This is a genomic window from Carboxylicivirga agarovorans, from assembly GCF_050589845.1.
Lineage (GTDB): Bacteria > Bacteroidota > Bacteroidia > Bacteroidales > Marinilabiliaceae > Carboxylicivirga > Carboxylicivirga agarovorans.
Genome location: NZ_JBNGPA010000012.1, coordinates 130,092 through 145,669, shown reverse-complemented (window position 1 = coordinate 145,669; position 15,578 = coordinate 130,092). Strand labels below are relative to the sequence as shown.

At 37.9% G+C, this 15,578-nt stretch carries 8 protein-coding genes; all 8 read right to left on the bottom strand.

All coding sequences use genetic code 11. The annotated features are described in order from the left end of the window. Positions 1-20 precede the first annotated feature (20 nt). Entirely contained in the window at positions 21-734 is a 714-nt protein-coding gene (locus ACRD69_RS13865; protein ID WP_430815695.1) for an SDR family oxidoreductase, read from the bottom strand. Beyond that, positions 734-1,195, bottom strand: a complete 462-nt coding sequence (locus ACRD69_RS13860) for a GAF domain-containing protein (protein ID WP_430815694.1) — start codon at positions 1,193-1,195, stop codon at positions 734-736. The genes ACRD69_RS13865 and ACRD69_RS13860 overlap by 1 nt, the downstream gene beginning before the upstream one ends. Before the next feature lie 155 nt (positions 1,196-1,350). Further along, complete coding sequence (locus ACRD69_RS13855; protein WP_430815693.1) at positions 1,351-1,851, bottom strand: RNA polymerase sigma factor; 501 nt, start codon at positions 1,849-1,851, stop codon at positions 1,351-1,353. Positions 1,852-2,100: 249 nt separating this feature from the next. Then, a complete protein-coding gene (locus ACRD69_RS13850) occupies positions 2,101-6,075 on the bottom strand; it encodes a T9SS type A sorting domain-containing protein (RefSeq protein ID WP_430815692.1) in 3,975 nt (1,324 codons plus the stop codon). A gap of 553 nt (positions 6,076-6,628) precedes the next feature. Beyond that, positions 6,629-11,323: a T9SS type A sorting domain-containing protein gene (locus tag ACRD69_RS13845; protein WP_430815691.1), complete on the bottom strand. Its 4,695-nt coding sequence runs from the start codon at positions 11,321-11,323 to the stop codon at positions 6,629-6,631. A gap of 16 nt (positions 11,324-11,339) precedes the next feature. Next, positions 11,340-11,750 carry a hypothetical protein gene (locus ACRD69_RS13840; protein ID WP_430815690.1) on the bottom strand — a complete coding sequence of 137 codons (411 nt, stop codon included), beginning with the start codon at positions 11,748-11,750 and terminating at the stop codon, positions 11,340-11,342. Between the two features lie 225 nt (positions 11,751-11,975). After that, a complete protein-coding gene (locus ACRD69_RS13835) occupies positions 11,976-13,916 on the bottom strand; it encodes a hypothetical protein (RefSeq protein ID WP_430815689.1) in 1,941 nt (646 codons plus the stop codon). Positions 13,917-13,942: 26 nt separating this feature from the next. After that, a complete protein-coding gene (locus ACRD69_RS13830) occupies positions 13,943-15,562 on the bottom strand; it encodes a RagB/SusD family nutrient uptake outer membrane protein (RefSeq protein ID WP_430815688.1) in 1,620 nt (539 codons plus the stop codon). Between the last annotated feature and the right edge of the window lie 16 nt (positions 15,563-15,578).

Here is a 15,578-nt window from a genome sequence, read left to right as displayed (position 1 = left end):
TCTAAGGATAAAACGAATTACTATAACAAATGTTGACCGGAATCACAGTAGATTACCTGACCAGTCATGTTTTTATTCTGTAAAATAAAATCAACGGAGTCGGAAATACTCGATAATTGCACCTGAGACTGAAGTGGAGTATTTTTTACAACCTCATTAAAATAGGCGGCATCTTTTTCTTCAGGAGGCAAAACAGGTCCGGGGGCGATGCCGTTAACCCTTATAGTTGGCGCCCATTCCCTGGCAATCATTTGGGTATAATCGGCCAGTGACTTTTTAGATAAGAGGTACATGCCATGCGAGGTCTGATTTGTTTGAATCGCTGTATCAAGAATGGAGATAATATTTCCTTTTCCACCCCGCTTATAAAAGGCTTTATTAATCACCATTGGTGAAAACAAATGAATACCCATCATTTGTTCCATATCATCTTCCTGGGTATCTGCAAGGGATTTATTCAAATAATAACTTGCATTATGGATGATGACATCAGGTAAACCTATATTATCAAAGGTCTCCTTAAACACCTTAGCAACCTTTTTCCATTCATTAAGGTCACATTGAATCAGTTTAAAATTCTGGTCTTTATACTTATTTTTGAGTTCAGATAACAGGGCTTCACCTTCTGATATGCTACGATTAACATGCAAAATCACATCGTAACCTTTGACTGCAAAATGCTTAGCAAGGTAATTCCCGATTCGTTTGGCTCCGCCCGTTATCAATACCTTCATTACGCGTAAATTAGTGTCACAATCTTTTCCAACTCCCGCTTATCTGCCTCATCAAAAGTATTGAACTCCTTACTATCAATATCCAATACAGCGACGACTTCGTTTTCCTTATTAAACACAGGTACGACAATTTCTGAATTGGTCGCAGATGAACAGGCAATATGTCCCGGAAACTCATGAACATTTGGTACCACAACTGTTTCCTTACGATTTATTCCTGCCCAACATACACCAGTATCTTTCTTTAGTTTTAGACAAGCAACCGGCCCCTGGTAAGCACTCACCAATAAATCGCCCTTTACCAATTCATAAAAACCAGTCCAATAAAAGTCAGTGAACTTGTGATGCAATACTGCATTGATTGTAGCCATCCGGGAAGCAGGATTATCAGTCGCTTCAATTAACTGCTTTATTTGCTCATAAATGCGTTGATAGCGCTTTATTTTGCTTTGTTCTTTCATATCTATTTGAAGACTATATTATACTACAATTTAAACTATTAAAATGAGGTTTCAGACAATTAGATTATGGACTTTTAAATCTAATAACCTATAAAATAAAAACCGATGCAATTTACTAAAAATTACATCGGCTAATATTCTATTTCGATCTATCACTATTTATCTTTTAGCATTTCCTGCAATTTCTTACGTGTAAAGAAAATTCGGCTTTTAACTGTACCAATTGGTAAATCCATCTTTTCAGCAATCTCTTTGTATTTAAATCCCTGCGTATGCATTTTAAAAGGAATTCTGAATTCATCATCCAGCTTTTCAACCTTAGAATTCATTTCCATAACAGCATATACATTTTCTGGGGTTTCAGATGCGTAATTCTTTTTATAAGCCACACGAATAGCATCATCTGTGCTGTCAAATGTATTTCTCGTTTTCTGGTCACGACGGTAGTTATTAATAAATGTGTTCTTCATAATGGTGAACACCCAGGCTTTAAAGTTGGTATTATTAACAAACTGTTCGCGATACGTCAAAGCTTTCAACGTGGTTTCCTGAAGCAAATCACGAGCATCGTCATCATTTGCTGTTAAGCTCAATGCAAAATAAAGCAGCTTATCTTGCATGCTTAATAATTTTTGGTCAAACTGAACTGCGGTCATATCGTTGTGTTTTATTTCGTTGCAAAATTGTTGAACAAATATACACTAAAAGATACTTCCTTCCAATAGTTTCGGATGTTTTTATCTTTTATTAACAAATGATTCTAAATAAGCCTTTGGATAATACACTGATTAACTGCTTATATAATAAATTTTTAAAGTTCAATATAAATAACAGTTCCGGATAATCTTACTTAAACAAAAAAGAGGTGCAAAAGCACCTCTTTTAAACGAATATGTTGAATGTCACTATCGACAAACAATTTTCTTCTTATAAACATTACCATTGACACTGATTGCAATGATCATTGTACCTGAGTATCTCTGGTCAAGATCTATTGTTTGAGACCAGCTATCTGAATCTTTATAATAATCTCTTATTATAACAGCTTTACCTGACATATCATAGATAACAACATTAACATCACCCCTATCTTCAGAGCCAAGCTTTAATTGTAAATAATCTGTAGCTGGATTAGGTCCAACGGCAAATGTGAATTCAGCGTCAGTTTCGCTTTCAACTGCCGTACCTGTTTCCTGTATAATTAAATTATCTATAATCCAACCATAACCCGTAGCATTCGCATCTGAATATAAACGGAAGCGAATCAGGATAACATCACCAGTAGTAAAATCACCGGTAGCATGCAAATTAATGGAGTGTTCCTCAAAGAGATCAACAGAAGTTGGCTCATCATCAATTGTATTATAATCGCTATCGGCTCCGGCGGCATCTTTCCATTTTTCGGAGTAATTAACATCATAACCATCTGCCAACGGTACCCAATTTATACCATCTTTGGTCGCTTCAACAATCACATAATCCCAATATTCGGAATCTCCAAACTTAGTACCCGGTTCTCCCGGTTCAACCATGGCTATATCACTGTATGAAAGAAATGCTTCATTTTCTCCAAGCACCTCTATTGGATAACTTAATACATAAGTCATATCGGCATTTTCTTCGTAAGGATGGTTTGAATGTATAGCCCATTCATCAAATAACTCTTTTGATATTCTGAATGAATTGCCAATAAAATCATACCTGGCCGTAGCAAACGAATTCATATACCTCTGAACGGTCTCTTTCCATTGATAATTTTTAACAACAAGGTATTCTGATAAGGCAGACTGTTCACCAACAATACCTTTCACTTGTACACTAACTGACGACATTGAGCTTAAGTAAGCTATCTCATCTGAAATTGTGCCACTTGTCACATTCTCATAAGTCTTATGTAGAACATCGTCTACATAAAGTTCAAGAATATCATAATTTTGTTTCAGCACAAATTCAAGAGCCAGATTACCTGTGGGGTTCTTTCCTGCTTTTATTTCCGGTTGCAGGATATCAGTTGGTATTTCAGGAATATCTACCGTCCAAACACCTCGTCCATGCGTACCGACAACAACCTGCTGTCCTACTATTTTCATATCCCATATACAAACAGCAGGCAAGCCGTTATTAGCGTATAACCACGACTCTCCACCATCAGTTGATTCAAATAATCCTATTTCAGTACCCGCCCAGATTATATCTGTATTATGAGGCATGACGATCAAAGAATAAACAGCAACGTTAGGGAAACCGTTTGAGCTTCTAATAGAAGTGCCAAAACCTGATAGCTCCGTCCAGGTTTCTCCAAGATCATCTGTTTTAAAAATCTTTGGTTTACTGAATTGCGAGAATAGTACAAAAGCTGCATTCTCATCGGTAGGGTGTGCCACAATTCTTGAAATATTTGAAGAATGAGTCGTAAATGGAGTCGTTGCCAGTCCAAATGTTTTACCACCGTTCTTTGACAATGCAATTGGCTGACCTCCAGAAACAGTTGTTCCTGCCCAAACATAACGAGGGTTAACTGGACTAATGGCAATCTGCGGATTATAATCCCCGGCACTCCAGGCTGAAGCAGGCACTGATACCAAATCCCAGCTTAAACCAAAATCTTCAGAAGTAGAAATTCCGTCTTTACTTCCGACCAATAATAAGTCAGGATTACTCTTTGAATTGGTAATACGAGTAATAAATGGAGACAATTCACTATTGTTGTAGCCATGAACACCGCTTAGCAGACTCCAGGTCTGACCTCCATCGTATGTACCAAAAAGGGTATTGTAGTAATAACAGCCAACAATTTTGTCAGGGTCTTCCTGATTCCATACTGTTGAAAATCCATCGCCACCAGCAATTTCTCCCCATGCTGTCAACTTAGCAGGGTTTTCTCCCGACATCCATGTTCCATTATCCTGCAATCCTCCTGCATAACGATCAAGGTTGGGATGACGAGTAACACCATAAAACTGTGAAGTATTATATCCGTCATTGGGACTAGACCAACTTGTTCCTCCATCCTCAGAGAAAGCTACACCTCCATCGTTACAACTAATCAATCTAAATGGCGTTCCATTACCTGTATCAACAATCAAATTATGATGATCAGCATGAACATAGTCTGTTTCATTGGTATTGGCATTCCACCTGCTGATTTTTTCAAAGGTCATTAACTGACTCTTTAGCTCAATATTGTTTAAATGAAGTACAGCATTAACAAAACTACCTGGATCCCAGCTAACATTTGTGGCCATTCTAGGATAAACACCAGCGACCTGATTACTACCTACTCCACCGTCAATACCAATAGTTTCAGAAGCAGACTCACTGTATTGATCACTATGAATATATAATTGCTCAACACTCGTACCTGTCAGGTTGAAGCTTCCGTTACTGTCAGCATCTCTAAACGAAACCATTAACTGCATGTCGTTTTGTGTATCCCAAACCTCGAAAGGAACATCAACATAGTCTATATAGACATGGTCAGCATTATCAACAAGTGCTGAAGAATTATCGACAGTAAAGCGATGAGCCTTTTGAGAGTTAGCCGCACCAAATCGAATCTCGACAGTACCTATACCGGTTGCATTTTCATGTGTTATTTTAACACCTCCTCCAAGGTACTGGCCTTCAATATCTCCATAAACGAAATATGCCCCCGTGTTATCAATAATATCAAAGGCAGGTGTTCCATTTGAGGCACCATCAATAGTTGTGACACTATATAAATCAACTCCACCGATAAACAGTTTATTTTCATCGCTTGGGTGCGCAACCATTGTGTTGTTGTACCAACCCTGCCCTGATAAGTAGGCTACTTCGGTACCTGAGAAAGAAACTTTAACCCAATTGTCACCACCATCCGTAGACATTGACAGGTTGGATTGAGAAGTAAGAGCAAAGATGACATCATTATCTAAATCAGATATGCAAATCTCAACACGTCCCTCAGTTAAGCTGTGAACTAACTTCCATGTCTCTCCTCCATCAAACGACTGAATTACTCCATAATTATCAACTCCGGCAATTAATATATCAGAATCAGATGGAGACATTCTCAAATCCTGTACTCGTCTCACATAGTTGTCATTGTTATATAACGCCTGGTACGCAGTATTCCAACTTGAGCCTCCATCCTCTGATTTGTATATACCACGATTAGTTGCGGCATATACTATATTTTCATTGTCTTTATCTACTGCAATTCTATTAACAAAACGGAATGCACTATTGTCTTCTGTGGCGTTTAGTAAGTTCCATGTTTCACCACCATCAATACTTTTAAATATTCCATTACCCATTATGGCATCCAGATTGTAAAACCCCTCACCTGTACCTGCGTATATAACCTGAGAATTTGACGGGGCAATAGTTAAACAGCTAACTGCCATATTAGGCCAGTCATCTGAAACAGGCACCCAGTTTTGACCGGCGTCGGTAGTTTTCCAAATACCTCCACCAACGGAACCAGCAAACCATGTATTACCACTGATATCGTTAGGGTCAACTTGAAAGCCTCTTGTTCGCCCCCCAACATTACCAGGCCCTCTCTCTACCCAATCGAGTAAAGCTTTACTCCCTTTTAATTGTGCCGATTTTAATTTAGCACTTTTCAACTCTTTTAGCTGATGATTGTGCGGATATTCGTTTGAGGCATCATTACCTGTTTTTAGGTAATATAAGTATTTTTGATATTCATCTGGCTTATCGGGTTTGGCATAACCTGCATTTCGTCGCTCTGCTTTTGCTTTAATTTCTTTCTGTTTAATTTCCTGCGGAGTTAATGCCACTTCTCCCTTAACAGGATTAAGCCTCTTTTGTGGTAGATACAGATAACCTACAACTGACAAGGAGATTACAATTAATGTGAAGTAAAGTTTCTTCATTAAACTTTGATTAAAGGTTTATAAATGGATTTAGACAACTTCTGAATAAATACCAATCTAATGTGCTTTACTGGCATTTCTGTATATAATAAACTGCCAATAACTTAATCTGTTCACTTTCGTTAGCTGTAACTCAGTTTAAGATTAGAGTCATTTTTTTGCCAGGATCAGATTTATGACAGGTCTTTGGCTTTTCTATTAAAAGGTTTAATCTAAATCTGAATATTTGCATCATGAAACAAATATGAAATTCACACATTTCATTGCTAAAATTTCAGGAACTAAAATCCTTAATAAGAATGGCGTCTACTAACAATAATAAATATCCAACACACACAAATCACTAACTGGTAGTGATAAAGATAAGATAAACTAACAAAATGTAGTGTAATAAATATTAGGTCTGGACATAGGAAATTCCGAAATCCTTTTATAATGCAAGTTTTCCATTGGATTAAAAAATAAAAAAAATGACTTCCAAGCCTATTTATGCTTCATTCAACAAAAAAAGAGGTGCCAAAAGCACCTCTTTTCCTGCATCAGCAAGGTCGTTCTAACGACAAATAATTTTCTTTTTATAAACTTTTCCATTAATCGTTACCGTAACAATTTTAGCGCCTGAATCACAATGACCCAATTCAATTGTCTGTTCCCACATATCAGCTTCTTTATAGAAGTCTTTAACAACAACGGTCCTTCCGGTCATGTCATAAATAACCACACTTACATCACCTCTCTCTTTTGAATTAAGATTTAATTCAATGAACGTTGAAGCAGGATTTGGACCTACTTCGAATTTAGCAAGGGTTGTATGATCATCATCAATGGCGGTACCTGTTTCCTGAATCATAAGATTATCAATTACCCAACCATAGCCTTTGTCTGAATTGCCGGAAAACAATCGAAAGCGAATTAGTACAATATCACCTGTATTGAAGTTATCAAGAAGATCAACTGTATGTTCTTCATAAAGATCTTTGGAATTTGGTATGGAGCTTATATCATTATCATTAACAAATGTGCTCCACTTTGCTGATTTTTCAACATTATATCCTTCCTCCAAAGCCGTCCATTCGATACCATCTTTGGTTGCTTCAACAACAACATAGGCATTTGTTTCAGCCTCAACTAATGCAATATCACTATAGGTAATGTATGCTTTTCCACTTTCCATTACTTCAATCGGATAGGTCAGCAAGTATGAAATATTATCATTGGCAGAGTAAGTATGTTGTGAATGGATGGCCCAATTATCAAATAGCTCTTTAGAAATTGTAAATGCCGAACCTATAAAATCAGTTTGATTAGTTGCGAAGGAGGTCATATACCTCTGAATAGGATTTTTCAGTGCATAGTTATCAACACTTAAATAATCTGTCACAACAGTTACCCCATTCATTATTCCTTTTACGTGTACACTAATCATAGCTTTCGACGAGCTTTGTGTGATTTCTTCGCTTATTGTTCCTGCACTCACGCTATTATATGATTCATAAAGCTCATCATCAACGTATAATTCAACTAGGTCATAATCTTGCTTCAAATCAAGCCTGATACCAATTTTTCCTTGCGGATTTATACCTCCGAAAAGGGATAGGTTTTGTGTTTCAGTTGATGCTTCCTGAATATTCAAATCATCAATTACCCAACCATAACCTGTTGTATTATCATCAGAGTATAACCTGAAACGAATTAGGATGACATCCCCGGCATTAAAGGTATTTTGAAGATTGATAGAATGCGTTTCCAATAAAGCTGATGAATTTGGAGTCGAGTTGATTCCTGATTTAGCAAATTCTTTCCAACTATCAAATGCATTAACATCATATCCATCTTTTAATGGCTTCCATGTTATACCATCAGTGGTTCCTTCAACAACAACATAATCATAAAAAGCCTCATCTCCATAATTTGATCCGGGCTGACTTGCTTCAACCAAGGCAATATCACGATATGACAATATTGATTTTTCGGAATTCTCCATTACCTCAATCGGATAATTTAGCATATAAACAACATCCTCATTTTTAGCATAAGGGTGATCGGAATGAATGGCCCAGTTATCAAATAATTGATCTGATATTGAGAATGATGAACCTGTAAAATCGTATTGATTTGTTGTAAAAGGATTCACATATTTCTGAACCGGTGCATACAAATTATAGTTTTCCACATTGACACCTACCGATGTAGCTGATTTATCTCCAACTATTCCCTTCACTTTTACATTCATATATTGATTAGCTGTTGAATGCTCAATAACATCGCTTATGACACCTATGCTCGTATTCTCAAAGGTTTTCTTCAACTCATCATCAACATACACTTCAACAGTTTCATATGCCGACTCTAATTCTAATTCCACAGAAATTTGTCCCAATGGATTTTTACCCGCCTTAACTACAGGCTTTTTAAGAACATTAAGTATTTCGGGAATATCAACTGTCCATACTCCTAAACCATGAGTGGCAACAACAACCTGCTGACCTACAATTTTAATATCCCAGATACATACTGCAGGCAGACCGTTGTTGGCAAAATGCCAGCTTTGTCCTCCATCTGTTGATTCGAAGATCCCAATCTCAGTTCCAGCCCATAAAATATCATTATCATGAGGCATTACCGCCAATGAATAAACTGCAACATTTGGGAAGCCATTGGTACTTGTTCCGTCTTCAAACTGACTTAAATCGGTCCAGTTTTCTCCTTGATCCTCGGTATACAGAATTTTAGGATGACCATTTTGAGCAAATAAGACATAAATACCATTTTCATTGGTAGGGTGAGCAATCAATTCAGACATATATGCTCCTGCACCAACCGGAGTAGGCATACTATTAAAACTCAACCCTCCATCAGTGGAGTATGCCAGTGCATTAGACGCAGAGATAGCATTACCGGCCCAAACATATTTGCTATCTACAGGACTTATCGCTATATGAGGAAAATCACTACCATAATTCCATGTACCTGCAGGCATTGTGATCAGTTTCCAGTTAATTCCAAAATCATCAGAGCGCCAAACACCTGATGCACCACCAACAAATAACAAATCTGGTTCAGATACCTCGTTGGTTATTCTTGTCACAAAAGGAGCATCATTACCTGTGTCACCGATATTGGCTGTAAACCATGACTGACCTCCATTATTTGTAATCTTTATCTCATTGTTATAAATAGACATGGCCATTTTATCGGGATCATTGGCATTCCAGGCTGTCTCGAAACCATCACCTCCCCATTTATCTTCCCATTTACTCGACGCATTGGGATTTTCGGGAGATTGCCATGTACCATTATCCTGAAGTCCGCCAATATACATATCCTTTGTAGGGTGTTTTGAAACACCATAGAATTGCGATGTCACATAGCCGGCGGTACGTTCCTCCCAGCTTACTCCTCCATCATCAGAAATAAATACTCCACCATCATTACAGTCCACAATTCGGAATGGATTACCAACTCCCTCAACAATAGTCAGGTTATGGTGGTCAGCATGAGAGTAATTACTTTGTCCATACCCATACCAAAGAGTTAGTTGTGATGATGAAATATTCTTACTCTTTAATTCATAGGCCTCAAAATTAATAGTCGCTGCAGGAAGGTTAGCGGCGTCCCATACATAGTCATTTGCTACAATTGGATTGAGCACAACAATTCTGTTATATTCAGCTCCGCTATCAGTTGAAATATCAGCTGAAGCATTTGTTTCATCGTAATTTTGAACATGAATATAAACCTGCTCTTTAGTAGCGGTTCCCGGCTCAAACACGCCGTCATTGTTACTATCCAGGAAGGAAACCATCAATTGTTGTCCACTTGTTTTGTTAACAACCTTAAATGGTACTTCAACATAATCAACATATGTCAGTTCAGAAGCATCTGGTACCGATGCTGAAGAGTTAGTTGTAAAACGATGTGCCTTTTGAGTAATTCCTGAACCAAAAGTAATTTCAACATCTGTGTACATTGAAGCATTAGCTGATTCCATTTTAACTCCACCGGCTAAATACTCTCCTCCAATATCCAACCATGATAAAAATGATACGTTATTTACCTGAACATCGAACACATTAGCACCGGAAGTGGCTACATCTCCATCAACTGAAACGCTATAATTTTCAAGTCCGCCAACATATAATTTTGATGGATCGTCAGGGTTAACGACCAAGGTGTTATTATACCATCCCTGTCCACTCAGGAATGTTACTTTTGGTTCAGCGGTAGTCTCTTTCCAGTTATCGCCGCCATCGGTTGATAAATATAAATCTGAAGTACTTGCCAGTGCATAAATATATTCAGGGTTATTATCAGACACTGCTAATTCAATTCGACCTTTATTGATTTCTTTTACCAGTTTCCATGATATTCCTCCATCAATAGACATTAAAATCCCAATGTTATTATCTGTGGCATAAAGTGTGTTAAAATCTCCTGATTTTGATTTCAAGTCCTGAATCCTGCCTTCAGCAACATATACATTTGTCCATGATGTACCACCATTGATACTTCGGTAAATACCAGTATTAGTAGCCGCCATAACAATGTCTTCATTGGCAGGATCAATGGCTAAACGACTCACATAGGTGAAATTGGCATCATCTTTGGTTGATGCCATATGTGTCCATGACTGCCCCCTGTCAATTGATTTAAAGATACCATTACCTTTAATAGCATCAAGGTTTCCAAAGCCTTCACCGGTACCGGCATACAGTACGTCATGGTTTGAATCAGCCATTACTAATGAAGCAACAGATAAGTTTGGCCAATCCATTGTCAATGCAGACCAGCTTAATCCGCCATCAGTTGTTTTCCAAACTCCACCTCCAACAGGTCCGGTAAACCAGGTATTACCGGATGCATCGTCAGGGTCAACTATTAAACCACGGGTGCGACCACCAACATTACCAGGTCCACGCTGTTTCCAATCCAAAGCCTTGATTCCTTTTAACTGTGCGGAATTCAGTTTTGCACTTTTAAGTTCGTTCAGCGCATTATTGAACTTATAATCAACGTCAGGATTTCCACCTGTTTTAAGCATGTATATATGTTCCAAAAACTTATCGGGCTTATCCTGTTTGGCATAGCCATTTGCACGACGTTTAATTTTCGCATCTATCTGATCCTGAATAAGGCAATCAGATGATTTAAGCTCATCGTTTTCATTAAATTTATTTACGGAATGGGCCAAAAAAAGCCCTATCCCTAAAACAGTCAGGGAAATAATAATTAGGTAATTCTTTCTCATTCTAAAGGTTTAAATATTAATTGGGTAATTGTGTAAATCTTTCTAATGTCTTGGCATTGATGTAATATTGCCTCATTGAATTATCAACCTCAGGATCTGTCGATTTAACACCTGGTTGAGATTTAATCAGGATGTACTCCTCATTAAACCAACTTGCATGTGCATTGTATTTCTCCTCTATGTAAACAAGCTTTTCTTTCTTAACATCATATATGCCAAACTTAAGTGCATTCCCCGGTAATTTCATACTTGTTTCATTGGTTTGTGTAACAATAATGAATGTTCCGGAGGTATTAGAAAGCTTTTTAACTTTGCCATCAAAGTGCTCGGCAATTGCTTTATCAAAGGCACTGGCGTCTGCTGTTTTTTTGACCGACTGACAGCTTACAACAAGGGTCAGCATAATAATCAGGTTAAGCGTCTTCATTTATATAGGTTTAGAATAACGTAAGATGTGTAAAGGTATAAAAATAGTATTTACTAACAATGATTTAAGTAATCACAATAAAGGTCGAAATAATGAAATATCGCAATAAAATCCGGGCTAAATAACTCGAGTCTCCATTTACTATAAAAAAGAAAAAAGTTGATCAAAAAAAAGAAAGAGGATGCTGTAATTAACATCCTCTTCCAATTAAATATGATTGGTTAATTAGAACACAATCGGAGTTGCATTCTGTTTAACAGGTCTTGAATCAATTTTACTTTCAACTTTGAAGTTAAATCCTGCATCAGCAGCATTCTTCAATGGTGAAATTTGTGGATATGCTTTCATAGAGTCGAAACCATAAGCCACGGAAGCTTCAGCAGGAGCTTCTGTAGGCGTAAGTACGATATCATAATATCCAGAAACCCATCCACCGACAGCTTTAGAATACAATAGATATCCATCCATTTCGCTTGTATGTGAAACTGTAATAGTATTCTGTACACTAAACGATAAGTCAATTGTTGCCACACCGCTAGGAACTTCCTCTACACTGTTAAATGTATACAATGCAATATCATATATACCATAATCGGCTAAAGCCTGAGGAGCAATACTCATTGTCGATGTTGCAGGATTATATGTTGCAACAACCTCTTCAGCATATTGCATACCTGTTATGATCAATGTATTTGCCTCTGTGCCTTCTGCTATTTCAATTGCCATAGCAGCGTCAGGTTTATCGAATACACTTGGTCCACTTAATACAAAATGTCCAATGAAATCACTTATTTCAAACGTATACTTCGTCTTACCATAATAGAACTTCTCAGCAAATTCACCAACTTTTGTTCCATCCTCATAATGGAATAACATACCGAGGGTGTAAACCGTATAACCTTGTCCATTCACCTCAACAGAAGATTCAACATCTGCACTTTGAGATACGTATACTTCCTGACCGAACACTTCCAAACCTGTTGCCTGATCTGCAGGTATTTTTACTTTACCACCTTCTTCATAATAGAAAGCTAAACCTTTACCATTGGCATACAAATCGGCAAGATAATATAGATTTTTATAATCACTTTCGTCATTTTCAGGATCTGCGTCTATTGCTTTAGCAATTGTCTGAGCCCAGTCTTTACTGATTGCTGCCGACCAATACTCACTTACTTCACCTTCAATGGTTTTATAATCAACATCATTAAAATCAGTAATTTTAAGGTTAGCCTTAATAAATGCCTCTTTATTGGTGTAAATAACAGTTGGTACTGAAGCTGCATAAGCTGCACCATCATTATATTCCGACTCACTTATATACAAAGCACCATCGCCAAAAGTTATCGCATCGGCGGTAACAACGCCGTATTTATCAGGTACCGAACCTATTGATATATCACCGTAGCCCCAATTCACGCCAATCTCATGCCTTGGCATAACCGCATTTCCAGACTTACCTGATGGATTATCAATTTCTATAACTGTATAATAATCTTTTGATTCATCAAAGTGACCTTCTTCATTATTTGGATATCCGTCGTAAATTCCATCTGCGTCAGGGCCTCCGGTTGGAACATCGTAAGCATTCTTAAAACGGTAACGTACAGCATCACTCAATTGTGCTTTTTCGACGTCAACATACATTGGCAAAGAACTTACTTTATATCCGGCCGTAAATACGCCATCTACATAAATCCATGGATCTGCTAACACTTCCCACTTAACACGAGATGCTGAAGTAACAACATAAGGAGTTGTTGAAGCATAAGGATCTACAAACTGGTCACCTTCTACAGCAACTTTTAAGTTGTAAGCAGTTCCTTCTCCTGCATCAGGAAAGGTAACTTTAAATTCCACTTCGGTTTCTCCATCAGCGAAACTAACTGTAGCCGGAACATCAAAAATGTCATCCGTATTAATCTCTACTTTTAAAGGAACTTCAGCAGTACCTGATTCCATTTTACGAGCAATTGTTAAGGTTAATTCCCTAGCATCTGCAGGCTCTAACTCAAACAACGCTTTGTTTGATGTTGGAAAATAAACGCCCTGACATCCTTCTGGAGTTAAAGGACTTGGCTCAACTGTATCTTCAAAGTCACTACAACCCACAAATAAAGCTGTCATAGCGAACAGAAGCACTATATATAATTTATTAAATTTCATATAATCTAAATTAAAAGTGAAACAAATTACTCGGTATCTGGTACTGGTTCCGGAGCAGGTGCTGCCGGGTTATTATCACCGTGGCTAATCTGTGGGTTAGCTTCGATCTCAGGCTCTGAAATTCGCCATAACATGATATCACTCTTTGGAGCAATATTAAATACCATAGAGGCATTGATATAACCAGCTCCACGACGGTCAACACCCTTATTTAACCGCATGATGTCAAACCAATTCATTCCTTCACCCCATAATTCAATACGACGCTGGTGGAATATTTCTTCCTGAATACCTTCCGGACTGGAAGCTGAGCATGTATATGCCGGATCACGGTATGTTTGTACAAATGTTTCCAGCGCACCTTTACCATCTCCTCCGCTCATCGCAAGACCTTCAGCTTTAATTAAATACATCTCTTCAATACGCATCAATGGCACGTCATTCGCATTGGTTGTTGTTGCAATCTCATTGTTATAAGGAGCAAACTTAACATGCGTATAAGGACGGTAACCAACTGATACCATTTGCGCTTGTTGCTCAGGTGTCAGATTAGCTGATTCTCCATTGGCATCAAGGAACCACCCCTTACGAATATCTGTATCAGGAATAGTGTTATATAATTTCTTACTTATCTGACGTCCACCGTTATAGTTGCAGTATCCCCAGTTAAGAGAACCCAGGTGAGAAATCCAGTTAATAATACCTGAAGTTACAACACCATCCGTTTCATTAATGATAATACCCCACATCCAGTTATTCTCAGTAACAGTCATAAATGTAGGTTTTCCTACATCAGCAACCGAACCTGGAGATGCCTCACTTGCATCAATTGCACTTTGTGCATCGGCAGCAGCTTCAGCATAGTTGTGCATTGTTAAATTGATACGGGCACGTAAACCGTAAGCAACAGCAAGGCTGATATAGCGCTTATCATCACGAACAACAGCATCATCTGCTTCAGCAGCAGCATTTAACAATGTAACTGCCGTATTAACATCAGCTAACATCAGGTCATATACTTGTTGTACAGTTGCTCTTGGCGCACCGTTCAATGCAACATCATTGGCATTTTCATCGGTAACAATAGGAACACAAGGAGCAGTTTCATTACCCTTATAGTTAAATTGATATAACTGTGCCAAATTCCAGTAACTAAATGCACGGGCGGCAAGACCCTGTGCTAAATAAAATTGTGAAGGCGTCTCTGTTGTTTCAGGATCGATTGATGAAATAACATTGTTACAGTTGTAAATAATGGAATACAAATCGTTCCAAACAATCTGTGCTTCATTAGAATCAAACTCTCGATCAGAAAAGTCAAGACTACTGTTGGCCCAGTTATAACCAATAACCTCCATTACCATATCCTCACCATTGGCATCAGTAAACATCATTACAGACGGATAACCAAAGTCATTGTGACGTGTTACGTCACCTAATGCTGTGTAGTTAGGCGCATACTGTGTAAACTGAGCAAAAATGGAGTTTACACTCGCTTTTGCCTTGGCAGGATCTTTGCTATAAACATCTTCCTTGATACCCTGAGTTACCGTATCCCCTTCAGGTGCAGTATCCAGGTTATCTTCACACCCGAAGAAAGTCATCAAAACAGGTGCTAATAATATATATAAATATTTCCTTTTCATATCAATCATTTAAATT

Bases quoted from the DNA above. Each gene is read 5' to 3' on its own strand.
- ACRD69_RS13850 (WP_430815692.1), bottom strand. From the start codon at position 6,075: ATGAAGAAACTTTACTTCACATTAATTGTAATCTCCTTGTCAGTTGTA.
- ACRD69_RS13840 (WP_430815690.1), bottom strand. From the start codon at position 11,750: ATGAAGACGCTTAACCTGATTATTATGCTGACCCTTGTTGTAAGCTGT.
- ACRD69_RS13835 (WP_430815689.1), bottom strand. From the start codon at position 13,916: ATGAAATTTAATAAATTATATATAGTGCTTCTGTTCGCTATGACAGCT.
- ACRD69_RS13855 (WP_430815693.1), bottom strand. From the start codon at position 1,851: ATGACCGCAGTTCAGTTTGACCAAAAATTATTAAGCATGCAAGATAAG.
- ACRD69_RS13865 (WP_430815695.1), bottom strand. From the start codon at position 734: ATGAAGGTATTGATAACGGGCGGAGCCAAACGAATCGGGAATTACCTT.
- ACRD69_RS13830 (WP_430815688.1), bottom strand. From the start codon at position 15,562: ATGAAAAGGAAATATTTATATATATTATTAGCACCTGTTTTGATGACT.
- ACRD69_RS13845 (WP_430815691.1), bottom strand. From the start codon at position 11,323: ATGAGAAAGAATTACCTAATTATTATTTCCCTGACTGTTTTAGGGATA.
- ACRD69_RS13860 (WP_430815694.1), bottom strand. From the start codon at position 1,195: ATGAAAGAACAAAGCAAAATAAAGCGCTATCAACGCATTTATGAGCAA.